The organism is Bradyrhizobium sp. SZCCHNS1050 (assembly GCF_032484785.1).
In the GTDB taxonomy this organism is placed as follows: domain Bacteria; phylum Pseudomonadota; class Alphaproteobacteria; order Rhizobiales; family Xanthobacteraceae; genus Bradyrhizobium.
Window position 1 is genome coordinate 98,782 of record NZ_JAUETR010000003.1, and the last position, 15,548, is coordinate 114,329.

Genomic DNA, 15,548 nt, shown 5'->3' on the forward strand with positions numbered 1-15,548 from the left:
CTACATCCTGAGCGGGAGTGGACAGAGATGGCGCCCGTGCAGATCAATGAGAGGGAAGGAGTTCGCATGAGCGCGACTGCGAGCGCTAGGGGTAGTGTCCGGACATTCCCCGTCGCAACCGATGCGACAATGTCGGTCGTTCGCGACGATGACGGGCTCCGGGTGATCGCGGACGGCGCGCCGTTGCTGTCGCTTCGGCCGGATGGCGAACTGACGCGTCTGATCGTGCACGACGGGATCGATGATTGGCGCCGGGTGTCGCGCGGAGTGGCGGCAATGGCCGAAGCGGTCTTCGGCTGGGCGCCGTCGCTCGAGAGGCTCGTCATCACGCCTGACGACAACCCGGCAGCAGCATCGGCGTTGGCGAAAGACGGCGTTGCGGTCGTGACCGACGGCAGGCTGACGCTGTATCCGGACATGGTGATGCAGCTTCGCGAGAACTGGCTGACGGGCGCCGCGCGCCCGGCGTTTCCGCTGTCCTACGCGATGACCGACGGCAGGCGGCATCCGCGGCGGCCGCCCAAGCCGGTCGGCACCGTCTACGCCCGCTTCATTCCCTGGCTGTCCGACGTCGTCAGTTTTCGCGTCGTCGACATCGCTCACGATCTCCTGCTGGTCCACCGCTGGCTCAACGATCCGCGGGTGGACTCGTTCTGGAACGAAGCGGGGGACATCGACAAGCACCGACAGTATCTGTCGCGGATCATGTCGGACCCGCACATGGTGCCGCTGATCGGCTCCTTCGGTGATCAGCCGTTCGGCTATTTCGAGCTCTATTGGGCGAAGGAAAATCGCATCGCGCCGTTCTACGATGCGGCGGACTATGATCGCGGCTGGCACGTGATCGTTGGCGAGGACGGCTTCCGGGGCCGCCGCTTCATCACGGCCTGGCTTCCCTCGCTCATGCACTACATGTTCCTCGACGATTGCCGCACCGAGCGTATCGTCGGCGAGCCGGCGGCGGCGCATTCGCAGCAGCTGCGCAACCTGGATCTGGCTGGGTTTGCCCGGCTCAAGAACTTCGATTTCCCACACAAGCGGGCAACCCTGGTCATGTTGCTGCGCGAGCGCTTCTTCGGCGACCGGCTGTGGCAGCCGGCGACCAAGGAAGCACCCACAGAAGCCTAGCGCGGACGGAGCATCACCATGTCGTATCATCCTGCCCCTGACTATGATGTCGTCGGCATTGGCTTCGGGCCATCGAACCTCGCACTGGCGATCGCGCTCGACGATTGCGCGAGACAGCAGCGCTTGAAATGTCGGTCCCTGTTCCTGGAGAAGCAGCAGGACTTCAAGTGGCATGGCGGCATGCTGCTGCCCGGCAGCAACATGCAGATCTCCTTCCTCAAGGACCTCGTATCGCTTCGCGATCCGACCAGTCCGTTCACCTTCGTCAACTACCTGCACAAATCCGGGCGGCTGCTCGACTTCACCAACTGCAAGACGTTCTATCCGAGCCGGATCGAGTTCAACGACTACCTCCGTTGGGTCGCCGGTCAGTTCAGCGGCATGGTTGCGTATGGAGAGACGGTCGAGGCTGTCGAGCCCGTGCACGCCGGCCAGTCCGTCACCGCGCTCCGCGTGCTCACGCGCATGGCTGACGGGAAAGAACGGTCACGCGTCACGCGGCACCTCGTGGCCGCCGTCGGCGGCGTGCCGCACATCCCGTCGGTATTTCGAGCGGTCGCGATCGATCCGCGGGTCGTGCACACCAGCGGCTATCTCGGCTCGTCGCTTGCGGCAGGATCGAACAGCCGGTCGCCGCGGGTGGCGGTCGTCGGCGGCGGGCAAAGTGCGGCTGAAGTCACGCTCGATCTCAGCGAACGGGTTCCCGACGCCCACATCGATCTGGTCTTCCGCGGGCACGCCCTCAAGCCGGCCGATAGCAGCCCGTTCGTGAACGAGATCTTCAACCCGGACTACACCGATTATTTCCATTCGCGGTCCGACAGCCAGCGCGAGAAAATCGTCCGCAGCTTCCGCAATACCAATTATGCGGTGGTCGACCCCGACCTGCTCGATCAGCTCTACCGGATGACGTACCAACAGCGTGTCGCCGGGGCTCGGAAGCTGACGCTCCATCCGCGTAGCGAGATCGTCGCAGCTCATGCCGTCCCGGAGGGGATAGAGCTCGAGTTCGTCAACAAGGACGAGGAGGTCCGCCGCCGGGCAGTGTACGATGCCGTCGTGCTCGCCACCGGCTACGAGCGATCTCCGGTCCCGGCGTGTCTCGATCCGATCAGCCGCTACATCGAGTCGGCGTCGCTCGATCGCGACTATCGTCTGCGGACAAGCCCGGCGTTTTGTCCACAAGTCTATGTCCAAGGCTGCGCCGAAACCTCGCACGGCCTGAGCGACACGCTGCTCTCGGTGTTGCCGATGCGGGCTCAGGAGATCACGAAGTCGCTCGTGTCGACAACGGGGAGAGACCAGGATGCAGCGCCGTCTCGCGACCGGGCGGAGCGCGTGTACTCGTGATGGAAAGTCGAGTGCAGAGCGACGATGAGCGCGCCGCGCGCGGCGTCGTGGAATGAGGCGAAAGGATATCGTCGCGGCGACCGGGCCGTCCCTGGCGTGTCACGGTCGAATTGTGATCGGGGGGCGCCGTGCCTGCATTTGCCGGATTGCCGACCTTTCGGGTCGGCCGGCGGGCACGGTGGAGTGCAGGATTGGAAATGGGTGAGCCGCATCTGCCTGAGCGGGTCGTAACCTTGCTGGTATCGAGTGAATACGCGCGGCTCGTCGGCCGGACCATGTCGGAGCGGCTCGACTACATCGTCGACATCGCCTCGCTGCATACGCGTGAAGAGCTGGTGCGGCGGCTGGACCTCGGCCGCGTGGTCGTGCGGCAGGTCGAGAAATGGCTCGCGTTCCACGGGCGCCGCGTTCGGCGCCCGAATGAAAGCATCGATATCGTCATGTGCGGGTTGGAATTCCGGAAGCGGCGCGTCCGTCGCTCCCGGGTGACGGTACGATCGCGACGACTGAACGCCAAGACGAATCCGAGGGAGCCGGGCCGAGGCAGTTGAGTTGCTCGGGCTCTGCAGCGGGGCGAGGTCGCCGACCGCGCCTGCCGGGGACTGACGGGACCGCGACGCACGCGGAATGCATCACGCCCTTATCGCGTCGCATCATGGAAAATGAGACTCGTCGTCAAGGTCGAGGCCAGGCGGGTTGCACGCGCGCTCGGCTCATCCGGTAGCCTCCGCGGTCGATGGGGACTGACCGTCGCTCGTCAGAGATGACGCGAGGCGCCGGGAAGGTCCGCTGCCAACATGGCCAGAAAAACAGTGGCCGGCACACGCTCGTGTGCCCCGGCAATGGGCGACAAGGGAGGAGTTCGATGCACATGCGAAGTGTAGGTATCGCCGTGTTCACGGCGCTTTTGCTGTCCGGCACGGCATTCGCGCAGGAAAAGATCAAGGTCGGCGTCACGGCGACGCTGGAGGGCACCTATACCGTGCTCGGTGAGGACGGGATGCGCGGACACGTCACCGCGCTGAACGTGCTCGGCAAGAAGGTCGGCGACAAGGAGCTGGAATTCGTCGTCGCGTCGACCGACGCCACGCCGGACTCGGCCGTCCGTGCCGTGCGCAAGCTGATCGAGCAGGACAAGGTACAGATCCTGCTGTCGCCGCTGTCGGGCGACGAGGGCATCGCCGTCAAGAACTTCGCCAAGACACACCCTGAGCTGACCTTCGTGAACGCCGCGTCCGGCGCACAGGAGACGACCTATGTCGATCCCGCGCCGAACTTCTTCCGCTTCAACATGGACGGCGCCCAATGGCAGGTCGGCCTCGGCAAATATGCCTACGAGACCAAGGGCTATCGCAAGATCGCGACCGTCGGCGAAGACTATTCCTTCATCTACACCCAGGTGTTCGGCCTGGCGCTGGAGTTCTGCGGCCTGGGCGGCAAGATCACCAGCCGGCAATGGGTCCCGCTCGGCACCAAGGATTTCGCGTCGGTGATTGCGGCGCTGCCCGATGACGTCGATGCGATCTATCTCGGTCTCGGCGGCGCCGATGCCGTCAACTTCCTCAACCAGTATCAGCAGGCCGGCGGCAAGGCGCACCTGATGGGCGGCTCGATCATGATCGACCAGACCATCCTGTCGTCCAAGGGAAATGCCAAGAACGCCCTGATCGGTACGATTGCGGCGTCGGGTCAGGCCGATACCTGGGAGGATCCGCGCTGGCAGAAGTTCGTGAAGGCCTATCAGGACTCGTTCCCGCCGGAGAAGCGCTTCCCGAGCCCGTCGCTGCTCGCCACCAACTACTATGGCTCGACCATGGCGTTGATCCTGGCGCTGCGCGAGGTCAATGGCGATCTGTCGAACAACCAGGCCAAGCTCAAGGCGGCGCTGGCGAAGATCGAGATCGATGCCCCCAACGGCAAGATCAAGCTCGACGCCAACCGCCAAGCCATCGGCACCAACTTCGTCACCGAGGTCGTCGACGACGGCAAGGGCGCGCTGTTCAGCAAGGTGGTGAAGGTGATTCCCGACGTCAACCAGACGCTGGGATATGATGCCGCCACCTTCGCCAAGATCGGCCTGCCGAGCCGCACCGTGCCTGAATGTAAGAAGTACTGACCTTTCTGCAGAGGGCGACGCGGCTCGAGCGGGCTCGGGCCGCGTCGTCGCGTCCCTTGCTTTCTGCCAAGCGATGATCGACGCTGACGAATAATAAGAACCATTTCGGTGAGGAAGTGATGAGTAGGGCGCTCGCCGTCTTTCATGCTCGCTTCGGCCGTGCGACGGTTTATCAGCTCAATCGGCCATTCAATGTGCATGCCCATCGCGAGGGACATCTGATCTTTCACGTTGGCGGGACGCCGGCCGATATTGACGTCTGCGATCAGCATTATCAGATCGGCGAGAACTGGATCGTCGCGGTCAATCCGTGGGAACCGCATAATTTCCTGCCGAACGATGTCGGCAACGGCGCCATCTTCTTCGTGCTCTACGTCAATGCGGAGTGGTTCACGCCATCGGCCGCGCGCGAGCAGGGCTTGCGGTTTGGTCGTACCTGCTTCCGGCGGACCGCCGCGCTCGATCGCTGCATTCGCCGCGCCGCAGCGTTGGTATGTGGCGCGCCATCGCTCGGTTGCCTCGACGGCGAGCTGCGGCAGCTGATCGACAGTTGCTACGAGGAAAGCTGGCGCGTTTCGGAGCAGATGCCCGAACGGCCATGCGCGGAAGTGACGGATTTTCGTGTTCGCAAGTGCATCAAGCTGATGTCGGACAGTCCATGCGCCGAGATCGAGCTCGATCAGATCGCCCGCGAATCCGGACTATCGCGGCCGCATTTCTATCGGCTGTTCCGCAGCCAGACCGGAGTGACGCCCAATCTCTATCTGAATACGCTGCTGATGGAGCGGGCGCTCGATGCCGTCGTGGCAACGGAAGCACCGATTGCCGACATTGGGTTCGATCTCGGATTCACCTCCCAGAGCGGCTTCACGCGCTTCTTCGCCGGCAATGTCGGCATGGCGCCGACCGACTATCGCCGCGCTGCAAAGGTGCTGCGCGCCTGATGTGCTGCTGCGCGTCGCGCGAAAAGAGACTGTCGATCAAGTGCGCACTCTCGTCTGCCGCTACACTCTGGGCAACGTGATCCGCAAAAGGATCCGACGAGGGAGGACGAGCGATGGCCGGCAGACCCGGCGATCTTCGGCTGAATGCGCCTTTCCGCTGTGACGACGGATCCGTCCCTCTTGTCGTGAGGGAGGGACGATGAGCCGCTTCATCGAGCGTCACCCGATCTGGTCCCTCATCATTCTTCTCGTCTTGGCGCTGCTGGCGTGGCTGATTTTCGCCGTCTGGCCGCCGGGGCTCGAGGAGGCGATCGGCCGCAAGAAGGTGTTCCTGAGTGCGGTGTTCAACGGCATCACGCTGGGCGGGCTGTATTTCCTGGTCGCGAGCGGGTTCACGTTGATCTTCGGCCTGATGCGAAACGTCAACCTTGCGCACGGCTCGCTCTATCTGCTCGGCGGCTATGTGGGCTACGGCGTGTCCGCCGCGACCGGGTCATGGATCCTCGCCTTCGTCGCCGCCTTCATTGTCGTCGCGGCCATCGGCGTTCTCCTGCAGCTGCTCGTCTTTCGCCGCATGGAGGGCCAGGACCTGCGCCAGACCATGGTGACGATCGGCCTCTCGATCGTGTTCGCCGATCTGATGCTGTGGGCGTTCGGCGGCGACTTCTATCAGATCCAGACGCCAGCCTGGCTGATCGGGCCGGTACAGCTGCCGCTGATGACGGCGATGAAATCGTCGGGCGAGGCTGTGTTCCTGCAGTATCCGCTGGTGCGGCTGGTGATCTTCTGCGGCTCCGTCGTGATCGGCGTCGCGATGTGGCTCGCGCTCAACCGCACCCGCGTCGGCATGATCGTGCGCGCCGGCGTGGATGATCGCGAGATCCTGGCGGCGACCGGTGTGCAGATTCAGCTCGTCTTCGTGCTGGTGTTCGCACTGGGCGCGGGGCTGGCCGGCATTGCCGGCGTGGTCGGCGGAACCTTCCAGTCGATCTCACCCGGCGAGGACACGCGCTTTTTGCTGGCCTCGCTGGTCGTCGTCATCGTCGGCGGCATGGGATCGATCCCGGGAGCCGCGCTCGGCGCGCTGATCATTGGGCTTGCCGAGCAGCTCGGCTCGGTCTACATCCCGACCTATGCGATCGTCGTGACCTTCCTGATCATGGTGCTGGTGCTCGCGCTGCGGCCCCAGGGCCTCCTGGCGAGGCGATGAGATGTCGCTGATCCAGGAGGCACGTGCGCGGGAGAGCATGCTGGCAGGCGGCGCCGCACGGCAGCCGGCCGCATGGTCGGCCACCGAGCAGCCCTGGGCCTGGGCGGTCTCCGCGCTGCTGCTGATCATGCCGCTGATCGCCAACGGCTTCTTCCTGATCGAGATCTTCGGCACGACCCTGATCCTCGGAACCATCGCGTTGAGCCTGATGTTCCTCGCCGGCTATGGCGGCATGGTCAGCCTGATGCAGCTGACGATCGCGGGCTTTGCCGGCTACATGGTCGCCGTGTTCGGCGTCAGCGGCAACGCCAATATCAGCCTCGGATGGCCGTGGTGGTTGGCGCCGCCGATGGCCCTGGTGCTCGCGGTGCTGTTCGGCACGCTGGGCGGCGCGCTGGCGGTACGCACCGAGGGCATCTACACCATCATGATCACGCTCGCGATCGGCGCGGCGTTCTATTATTTCACCAATCAGAACTGGGCGATATTCAACGGCCACACCGGCATCAACACGATCGCCACGCCACATTTTCTCGGCGTCGATTGGCGCATGGACGTCGCGTTCTATTACCTGACGCTGGCGGTGGCCGCACTGTGCTATTTCGCTGTGCTCTATCTGTCGCGCGCGCCGTTCGGCCTGGCGCTGCAGGGCGTGCGCGACAATCCCAGGCGCATGGCCGCGCTCGGCTTCAACGTCAATGCACATCGCATCGCCGCCTATGCGTTCGCGGCCCTGATCGCCGGCATGGGCGGTGTGCTCCAGGTCTGGAACTATCGGCAGATCTCGCCCGGATCTGTCGCGGTCGAGCGCTGCATCGACATTCTCATCGTCGCCGTCGTCGGCGGCATCACCCGGCCGGTTGGGCCCTATATCGGCGCCTTCATCTTCGTCATCCTGCGCACTTTCGCGCTCGACTTCCTGGTGAAGGTCGGGCTCGACGGCAACCGGTTCCGGCTGCTGATCGGGCTCGGCTTTCTCGCTATCGTGTTCTGGTCCTCCGACGGAGTCATCGGCCTCTATGAGCGGTGGCGCCGTCGCAGCGAGGCTTCGGAGCCGCGGTCGCGCCCCGGAGGTCACGGCCATGGATAGGGTCGCTGACCGGCTCTCGGCGCTCGGCTCGACTGCAGCCCTCGAATTGCGCGGTGTCACGCGGATGTTCGGTGCGCTCGCCGCGCTGACCGACATCACGATCACGGTGCGGCCCGGCGAGCGGCGCGCGGTGCTCGGCTCGAACGGCGCCGGCAAGACCACCCTGTTCAACTGCGTGACCGGCGACTTCCTGCCGACCTCAGGCACGATCCGCTTCTTCGGCGAGGACATCACCGCCTTTCCGCCCTACGAGCGGATCCGCCGCGGGCTGCGCCGCACCTACCAGATCTCGGCGCTGTTCCTCGGCCTGTCGGTGCGCGACAATGTCTATCTGGCATGCCGTGGCGTCTCGCGAGCGCGCTTCTCGATGCTGCGTCCCAGCGCCAATGACGCCCTGATGCAGGCGGCCGAGCGCCTGATCGAGGCCGTGCATCTGACGTCCGTGCGTGATCAACTGGTTTCGGAGCTCGCCCATGGCCAGCAGCGGCAGCTCGAGATCGCGCTGGCGCTGGCCGGCGCGCCCCGATTCATCCTGTTCGACGAGCCGGCGGCGGGTCTGTCGCCGACCGAGCGGCGCGAGCTGGTCGAGATCCTGACGTCGCTGCCGCCGCACATCGGTTACATCATCATCGAGCACGACATGGACGTGGCGCTGCGCGTCGTCGAGAGCGTGACGATGATGCACAACGGCCGCATCTTCAAGGAAGGCGCACCGCAGGAGATCGAATCCGATCCGGAGGTGCAGGAGCTCTATCTCGGAGGCGGCCATGAATGACGTCCGCCGCTCCGCGCCTGCGCTCGAGGTCCGCGGCCTCGACGTGTACTACGGCCATTCGCATGCGCTGCAGGGCGTCGATCTCCGGCTCGACAGCGGCGTCTTCTCGCTGGTCGGCCGCAACGGCATGGGCAAGACGACGCTGTGCAAGGCCATCATGGGCCTGCTGCGGCCGTCCGCCGGCACGGTGCGTCTGCGCGGCAATGATATCACCGGGCTCAATCCGGCGCGCATCGCGCGGCTCGGCGTCGGCTATGTGCCGCAGGGGCGGCGTCTGTGGCGCTCGCTCAGCGTCGACGAGCATCTGCGACTCGCCGCCGGCCTGCGCCGCGGCGCCTGGACCGTCGAGCGCGTCTACGAAACATTTCCGCGGCTCGCCGAGCGCCGCAACAATGGCGGCGGCCAGTTGTCGGGCGGCGAGCAGCAGATGCTGGCGATCTCGCGCGCGCTGCTGACCAATCCGCAGCTCCTGATCATGGATGAGCCGACAGAGGGCTTGGCGCCGGTCATCGTCGCCCAGGTCGAGGAGATGCTGATCCGGCTCAGCCAGGACGGCGACATGGCGGTGCTCGTGATCGAGCAGAACATCGGCGTTGCGACCGCGATCTCGTCCCGCGTCGCGATCATGGTCAATGGCCGCATCAACCGTATCATCGACTCGGCCCGGCTCGCCGCCGACCGCGAACTGCAGCAGCGCCTGCTCGGTGTCGGCCAGCATGCCGGCGACGAGACCGATCTCGGGACGGGCGAAGTTCAGGAGAGGCCCGCCGCACGTGCGGCGGTGTCAACGACGCCGAAAGCTGCGCCCGTCAAGGTTTACGTCTCTAATCCCGTGCTGCCGACGCGCTGGTCGCAGCCGGTGCCGATCGCGCAGATCGAGGCCAAGGCGCGCACGCTCTCCACCAGCGTCAGCCGACTTGACGAGGCCGCGCGCCAGGGCCGCGAGCGCGCCGCGCCGATCACGTCAGGTCCGCCCGCGGTGATCGTCGCCGGCACGCTCGACACCAAGGGTGACGAACTGCGCTTCATCCGCGATCTCGTCGCGAGCCACGGGCTGCGCACCCGGCTGGTCGACCTCTCCACCAGCGGACGCCATACGAGCTGCGACGTCTCGGCCCAGGAGATCGCGCTCAATCATCCGCGCGGCGGTCCCGCCGTGTTCGGTGCCGACCGCGGCGCATCCGTCACCGCGATGGCGGAGGCGTTCGGGCGCTGGCTGCGCCGGCAGGACAATGTCGCAGGTATCATCTCGGCGGGCGGCTCCGGCGGAACGTCGCTGGTCGCGCCGGGCATGCGCGAGCTCCCCGTCGGCGTGCCCAAGCTGATCATCTCCTCTGTCGCATCCGGCGACGTCGGCGCCTATGTCGGGCCGGCCGACATCGCGATGATGTACTCGGTCACCGACGTCCAAGGACTCAATTCGATTTCGCGCGCGGTGCTGAGCAATGGCGCGCATGCGCTTGCCGGCATGGTGATGGCCCGCCAGCGGAAGCCCGCTATCGCTGACAGCACCCGACCGCAACGTCCCGCGATCGGCATCACCATGTTCGGCGTGACCACGCCGGCGGTGCAGAAGCTCACGGCCGAGCTGCGCGACGACTACGAGTGCCTCGTCTTCCACGCCACCGGCGTCGGCGGCCGCTCGATGGAGAAGCTGGTCGATTCCGGCATGCTCGCCGGCGTGATCGATCTCACCACGACCGAGGTCTGCGACCTGCTGATGGGCGGTGTGTTTCCGGCAACCGAGGATCGCTTCGGCGCGATCATCCGCAGCCGCGTGCCCTATGTCGGCTCGGTCGGCGCGCTCGACATGGTGAATTTCGGCGCGCCCGAGACCATTCCCGAGCGCTACCGCGGCCGCAAATTCCACGTGCACAATCCGCAGGTCACGCTGATGCGGACGACGGCCGCGGAGAACGCGCAGATGGGGCGCTGGATCGGCGAGCGGCTCAATCGCATGGATGGATCGGTCCGGTTTCTCCTGCCGGAAAAGGGCGTCTCCGCGCTCGATGCGCCCGGGCAGCCGTTCTTCGATCGCGAGGCGGATGAGGCGCTGTTCCGCAGTCTCGAGCAGACCGTACGGCAGACCTCGAGCCGGCGCCTGATCCGCGTGCCGCATCACATCAACGACAATGAGTTCGCAGCAGTGGTCGTCGGCGCCATCCGGCCGATGCTTGGGCGGCTGCCGGCGCGGCGCAGACAGGCGAGGTGATGGTCATGCCGAGATATGAGCGCGCACCGCTGCTGAAGAAGTTTCGCGACATGGTGCGCCGTGGCGTGCCGATCATCGGCGGCGGCGCCGGCACCGGCCTGTCGGCCAAATGCGAGGAGGCCGGCGGCATCGACCTGATCGTGATCTACAATTCCGGCCGTTATCGCATGGCCGGCCGCGGCTCGCTCGCCGGACTGATGGCCTATGGCGACGCCAATGCCATCGTGGTCGAGATGGCCAGCGAGGTGCTGCCGGTGGTGAAGTCGACCCCGGTGCTCGCGGGCGTCAACGGCACCGACCCGTTCCGCGACATGGATGTGTTCCTCGATGAGCTGAAGGCGCTCGGCTTCTCCGGTGTGCAGAACTTCCCGACCGTCGGCCTGATCGACGGCACTTTCCGCGCCAATCTCGAGGAGACGGGCATTTCCTACGCGCTGGAGATCGACATGATCGGGCGCGCGCATGACAAGGACCTGCTGACGACGCCTTACGTCTTCAATGAAGCCCAGGCCGCGGGCATGGCGATCGCGGGTGCGGACATCATCGTCTGCCATCTCGGTCTGACAACCGGCGGCTCGATCGGCGCGCAGACCGCGCCCAAGCTCGAAGACTGTCCCGGCCTGATCGACAGCTGGGCCTCGGCCGCGCTCAGTGTCAACCCCGAGATTCTAGTTCTGGCGCATGGCGGCCCGATCGCGGAGCCGTCCGACGCCGACTTCATCATGAAGCACACCAAGAACTGCCATGGCTTCTACGGCGCCTCCTCGATGGAGCGGCTGCCGGTGGAGCGCGCACTGACGGAGCAGGTACGACATTTCAAGGCAATCAGCGCGCGGCCACGCCGCGTCTGAGGCGACAACACGAGATCCGGCAGCAGCGGCGCTGAGGCGCCGCATTCGCCGGACGAGAGACTGAGGGAGAAATGAGATGTCCGGGGCTCTGATCGGTGAGCTGATTCTTTGGCTGATCATTGCGATCATCGTCATCGTGGTCGCGGTCTACATCGTCAACTGGCTGTATCACCGCTCCTCGAAGGAGGTGTCCTTCGTCCGCACGGGCTTCCTCGGGGAGCGCGTCGTGATCAATGGCGGCGCCTTCGTGCTGCCCTTCATTCACGACTATACGCCGGTGAACATGAACGTGCTGCCGATGGGTATCACGCGCGCGCGGCAGGACGCCGTCATCACGCGCGACCGCATGCGGGTCGACGTCGAGGCCGACTTCTACGTTCGTGTCCAGCCGACGCGCGAGGCGGTGTCGATCGCGGCGGCGACGCTCGGCCGTCGCACCCTCGAGCCGGAGCGGCTGCATGCGCTGCTGTCCGGCAAGTTCATCTCGGCCATGCGCTCGGTTGCCGCTGAAATGACCATGGAGCAGATGCACGAGCAGCGCGGTGACTACGTGTCCCGTCTCAAGGCGGCCGCGGCCGAGGCGCTGGCCCAGAACGGCCTGGAGCTGGAATCGGTGGCGATCACCGATTTGGACCAGACAGATCTCGAATTTTTCAACCCCTCGAACCGGTTCGATGCCGAGGGCCTGACGCGGCTGATGGAGGACATCGAGAGCAAGCGCAAGCTGCGCAACGATATCGAGCAGGACTCGATGATCAAGATTCGGACCCGCAACCTCGAAGCCGAGCGCGAGGCGCTCGATATCGAGCGCGAGAGCGAGACGGCGCGGCTGGAGCAGGAGCGCGACATCGAGATGCGCCGCGCCCTGCAGCGGACGGAGGTGGCGCGCGAGCGGGCGCTGCGCGAGACCGAGGCCGAGCAGGCACAGATCATGGCGCGCGAGGCGATCGAGAAGGCGCGGATCGCGAACGAACTGACGATTGCCGAGGCCCGAATCGCTGCCGAGCGCGACACGCGGCAGCGCGAGATCGAGCGGACGCGTGCCGTCGAAGAGAGGGAGCTGCTGGCGCGCGAGGACATCGAGAAGGCGCGGATCGCCAACCAGCGCGCGATCGACGCCGCGCGCATCGAATCTGAGCGCGAGGTGCGCCAACGCGATATCGAGCGGACCCGCACCATCGAGGAAGCCGAGATCGCCGCGCGCGAGGCGGTGGAGAAGGCCAGGATTCAGCAGGACCGCGTCGTCTCCGATGCGCGCATCGCCAATGACGAGGAGACACGCCGCCGCGAGATCGAACGCACCCGCGCGATCGAGCAGGCGGAGATCGCCGCGCGCGAGGCGACAGAGAAGGCGCGCATCGCGCAGACCATGATCGTCAATCTGGAGCGCATCAGCTCCGACGAGCGCACCCGCGCCACCGAGATTGCCCAAGTGCGCAACATCCAGGAGGCTGAGATCGAGGCGCAGAAAGCGGTCGAGGCCGCCCGGATCGCGCGCGAGCAGGCATTGTCGGCGGAACGGATCGCCGCCGAGCACGCCACGCGCAGGCTGGAGATTGAGCGCAACCAGGGCATCGAGATCGCCGGCATCGCCGCGCGCGAGGCCACCGAGGCCAGCCGCATCGCCCAGGAGGAACGCGTGCGTGCACTGGAGATCGCGCGCGTCAGGACCATCGAGGAGGCCGATATCGCCTCGCGCGAGGCGATCGAAGCGGCCCGCATCGCCCAGGAGCTGGCTGTAGCAGCCAAGCGGATCCAGTCGGAGAAGGAGACGCGTAGCCTGGAGATCGAGCGCACGGAGGCCGTCGAGGCCGCCGATCTGAAGCGTCGGGAGGCGGTCGAGCGGCGCCGCATCGAGGTCGAGCTGGCGCTGGAGGCCGAGCGCATTGCTTCGTCGCGGACGCGCGAGGTGCTCAACATCGACCACAAGAAGGCGATCGAGCTCGCCGACGAAACCCGCGTCATCGAGCTCGCCGCCAAGCGAGCCGAGCGCATCGATGCGGATCGTCAGGTCAAGGAAGCCGAGATCGTCGCGCGCAGGCAGGTCGAGACCGCCGATGTCTCGCGCGAGCAGGCGCTGGAGGCCGTCCGGTTGGAGCGTCGCCGGGCGATCGAGCAGCTCGAGGTCGCGCGCGTCCAGTCGCTGCAGGAGGCCGAGATCGCGGCCCGTGAGGAGGTCGAACGCGCCCGCATCGCCTCGGATCGTGGTCTCGACGAGGCCCGCATCGGCCGCGAGCGCGAGCTGCGTAAGCTCGAAGTGAACCGCGAGAAGGACGTCGAGACTGCGCTGATGGAGAAGGCCATCGCGCTGTATCAAAAATCGCTGGAGGAATCCGCGGCCAAGGTCGCGGCCGAAGAGGCGCGCTCGCGTGCAACGGAAGCGGCGGAGAAAGTCGTCACGGCGCGCGAGAGCGAGATTGCCCGCCGCCGTAAGACGGTCGAGGTGCTGCTGGCCGAGAAGCAGGCCGAGGAGACGCGGATCGCCGCAGAGGCCGAGCGGGTTCGTGCCGCGGTCGAAGCGGAGGCGCAGAAGCTGCTCAACGAGGCCGAGAACGTCCTGACCGACCAGGCACGCTACTCGCTGTTCCGGCGCAAGCTGCTCGACCGCATCGAGGGCATCGTGCGCGAGAGCGTCAAGCCGATGGAGAAGATCGAGGGCATCCGCATCCTGCAGGTCGACGGCTTGAACGGAAATGGCGGCAACGGCAATGGCGGCCGCAGCGCGACCGACGAGGTGATCGACTCCGCGCTGCGCTACCGCGTCCAGGCGCCGCTGATCGACTCCATTCTCTCCGATATCGGCGTCGAGGGCGGCAGCCTTGCCAAGATGCCGGGCCTGATCCGCGAGGCCAGGGACATGCAGGGAATCCGGAAAGAAACCTCGGCGCGCAAGGAGACAGGCGGCGGCGCCGGATCGGGCGAGGGCAGCCCGTCCGAGCCGCCGACCGATCGCGGTCCGCGCAAGAAGGGTTGATGCGAGATGGCGAGGGTTTACGTCTCCACCGTCGTGAGTGCCCGCAACGATCGGGTGTGGGCGCGCGTCCGCGACTTCAACGGCCTGCCGAACTGGCATCCGGCGATCGCCGAAAGCCGGATCGAGGGCGGCGAGCCCGCCGACAAGATCGGCTGCGTCAGGGATTTCCGGCTTCGCAACGGCGACCGCATTCGCGAGAAGCTGCTCGGCCTGTCGGACTACGACATGTTCTGCACCTACTCGATCCTGGAATCGCCGATGGGCGTATCGAACTACGTCGCGACCCTCAGGCTGACACCGGTCACGGACGGCGACAAGACGTTTCTGGAGTGGACCGCCGAGTTCGACTGCGCGCCGGAGCGCGAGGCTGATCTGGTGGCTTCGATCGGCGGCGGCGTGTTCCAGGGCGGCTTCGATGCGCTCAAGCGCGCGTTTGGGGGCTGACGCCGTGCCGCACGTGGTCAAGAGCACCATCATCGATGCGCCGACCGAGGCCGTGTGGGAGGTGCTGCGCGACTTCAACGGTCATGATCGCTGGCACCCGGCGGTGGCGACCTCTGCGATCGAGCGTTCGCAGACGTCCGACAAGATCGGTTGTGTCAGGCGCTTTCGTCTGAAGGACGGCTCCGAGCTGCGCGAGCAGTTGCTGGCGCTGTCCGATCTCGAGCAGAGCTTCAGCTACTGTCTGCTCGATACGCCGGTCCAGCTGTTCAACTACGTCGCCCATGTCCGGCTGCTGCCGGTCACCGATGGTGATCGCACCTTCTGGCACTGGGAGAGCCGCTTCACGACGCGGCCCGAGCTGGCCGAGGCGCTGTCGCGCATGGTGGCAGAAGACATCTACCAGGCCGGCTTTGAGGCGATCCGATCGCATCTGAAGCAGGCGGCATGAGGACGA

At 65.9% G+C, this 15,548-nt stretch carries 13 protein-coding genes; all 13 read left to right on the top strand.

From position 1 onward, the window contains the following. The first annotated feature begins 66 nt into the window (after positions 1-66). The 13 genes from QX094_RS32335 to QX094_RS32395 all read left to right on the top strand — a co-directional run bounded on the left by QX094_RS32335 (position 67) and on the right by QX094_RS32395 (position 15,542). Positions 67-1,128 (top strand): GNAT family N-acetyltransferase, encoded by a 1,062-nt coding sequence (locus tag QX094_RS32335; RefSeq protein WP_410052619.1) that lies wholly within the window; start codon positions 67-69, stop codon positions 1,126-1,128. A gap of 18 nt (positions 1,129-1,146) precedes the next feature. Beyond that, complete coding sequence (locus tag QX094_RS32340; protein WP_316175867.1) at positions 1,147-2,478, top strand: lysine N(6)-hydroxylase/L-ornithine N(5)-oxygenase family protein; 1,332 nt, start codon at positions 1,147-1,149, stop codon at positions 2,476-2,478. Between the two features lie 197 nt (positions 2,479-2,675). Next, positions 2,676-3,029 (top strand): hypothetical protein, encoded by a 354-nt coding sequence (locus tag QX094_RS32345; RefSeq protein ID WP_316175866.1) that lies wholly within the window; start codon positions 2,676-2,678, stop codon positions 3,027-3,029. Positions 3,030-3,343: 314 nt separating this feature from the next. After that, positions 3,344-4,594: an ABC transporter substrate-binding protein gene (locus tag QX094_RS32350; protein WP_315752524.1), complete on the top strand. Its 1,251-nt coding sequence runs from the start codon at positions 3,344-3,346 to the stop codon at positions 4,592-4,594. Positions 4,595-4,713: 119 nt separating this feature from the next. Continuing rightward, positions 4,714-5,538, top strand: coding sequence for an AraC family transcriptional regulator (locus QX094_RS32355; RefSeq protein WP_315827785.1), 825 nt, complete (start codon positions 4,714-4,716; stop codon positions 5,536-5,538). Positions 5,539-5,737: 199 nt separating this feature from the next. Beyond that, positions 5,738-6,748: a branched-chain amino acid ABC transporter permease gene (locus QX094_RS32360; protein ID WP_316175865.1), complete on the top strand. Its 1,011-nt coding sequence runs from the start codon at positions 5,738-5,740 to the stop codon at positions 6,746-6,748. A gap of 1 nt (position 6,749) precedes the next feature. Further along, complete coding sequence (locus QX094_RS32365; protein WP_315717436.1) at positions 6,750-7,838, top strand: branched-chain amino acid ABC transporter permease; 1,089 nt, start codon at positions 6,750-6,752, stop codon at positions 7,836-7,838. Then, complete coding sequence (locus QX094_RS32370; RefSeq protein WP_315717437.1) at positions 7,831-8,613, top strand: ABC transporter ATP-binding protein; 783 nt, start codon at positions 7,831-7,833, stop codon at positions 8,611-8,613. Before QX094_RS32365 ends, QX094_RS32370 begins: the two co-directional genes overlap by 8 nt. Further along, positions 8,606-10,825, top strand: coding sequence for an ABC transporter permease (locus QX094_RS32375; protein ID WP_315717438.1), 2,220 nt, complete (start codon positions 8,606-8,608; stop codon positions 10,823-10,825). Before QX094_RS32370 ends, QX094_RS32375 begins: the two co-directional genes overlap by 8 nt. Before the next feature lie 5 nt (positions 10,826-10,830). Then, on the top strand, positions 10,831-11,676 hold the full coding sequence (locus tag QX094_RS32380) for a phosphoenolpyruvate hydrolase family protein (protein WP_315717439.1): 846 nt from the start codon (positions 10,831-10,833) through the stop codon (positions 11,674-11,676). A gap of 76 nt (positions 11,677-11,752) precedes the next feature. Further along, positions 11,753-14,650: a flotillin family protein gene (locus tag QX094_RS32385; protein ID WP_315717440.1), complete on the top strand. Its 2,898-nt coding sequence runs from the start codon at positions 11,753-11,755 to the stop codon at positions 14,648-14,650. A 6-nt stretch (positions 14,651-14,656) separates the two neighbouring features. Continuing rightward, on the top strand, positions 14,657-15,094 hold the full coding sequence (locus QX094_RS32390; RefSeq protein WP_315717441.1) for an SRPBCC family protein: 438 nt from the start codon (positions 14,657-14,659) through the stop codon (positions 15,092-15,094). Between the two features lie 4 nt (positions 15,095-15,098). Then, the gene (locus QX094_RS32395; RefSeq protein ID WP_315717442.1) at positions 15,099-15,542 is read left to right on the top strand and encodes an SRPBCC family protein; all 444 of its coding nucleotides are present in this window, start codon (positions 15,099-15,101) and stop codon (positions 15,540-15,542) included. Positions 15,543-15,548: the final 6 nt, after the last annotated feature.

Bases quoted from the DNA above. Each gene is read 5' to 3' on its own strand.
- QX094_RS32335 (WP_410052619.1), top strand. From the start codon at position 67: ATGAGCGCGACTGCGAGCGCTAGGGGTAGTGTCCGGACATTCCCCGTC.
- QX094_RS32340 (WP_316175867.1), top strand. From the start codon at position 1,147: ATGTCGTATCATCCTGCCCCTGACTATGATGTCGTCGGCATTGGCTTC.
- QX094_RS32345 (WP_316175866.1), top strand. From the start codon at position 2,676: ATGGGTGAGCCGCATCTGCCTGAGCGGGTCGTAACCTTGCTGGTATCG.
- QX094_RS32350 (WP_315752524.1), top strand. From the start codon at position 3,344: ATGCACATGCGAAGTGTAGGTATCGCCGTGTTCACGGCGCTTTTGCTG.
- QX094_RS32355 (WP_315827785.1), top strand. From the start codon at position 4,714: ATGAGTAGGGCGCTCGCCGTCTTTCATGCTCGCTTCGGCCGTGCGACG.
- QX094_RS32360 (WP_316175865.1), top strand. From the start codon at position 5,738: ATGAGCCGCTTCATCGAGCGTCACCCGATCTGGTCCCTCATCATTCTT.
- QX094_RS32365 (WP_315717436.1), top strand. From the start codon at position 6,750: ATGTCGCTGATCCAGGAGGCACGTGCGCGGGAGAGCATGCTGGCAGGC.
- QX094_RS32370 (WP_315717437.1), top strand. From the start codon at position 7,831: ATGGATAGGGTCGCTGACCGGCTCTCGGCGCTCGGCTCGACTGCAGCC.
- QX094_RS32375 (WP_315717438.1), top strand. From the start codon at position 8,606: ATGAATGACGTCCGCCGCTCCGCGCCTGCGCTCGAGGTCCGCGGCCTC.
- QX094_RS32380 (WP_315717439.1), top strand. From the start codon at position 10,831: ATGCCGAGATATGAGCGCGCACCGCTGCTGAAGAAGTTTCGCGACATG.
- QX094_RS32385 (WP_315717440.1), top strand. From the start codon at position 11,753: ATGTCCGGGGCTCTGATCGGTGAGCTGATTCTTTGGCTGATCATTGCG.
- QX094_RS32390 (WP_315717441.1), top strand. From the start codon at position 14,657: ATGGCGAGGGTTTACGTCTCCACCGTCGTGAGTGCCCGCAACGATCGG.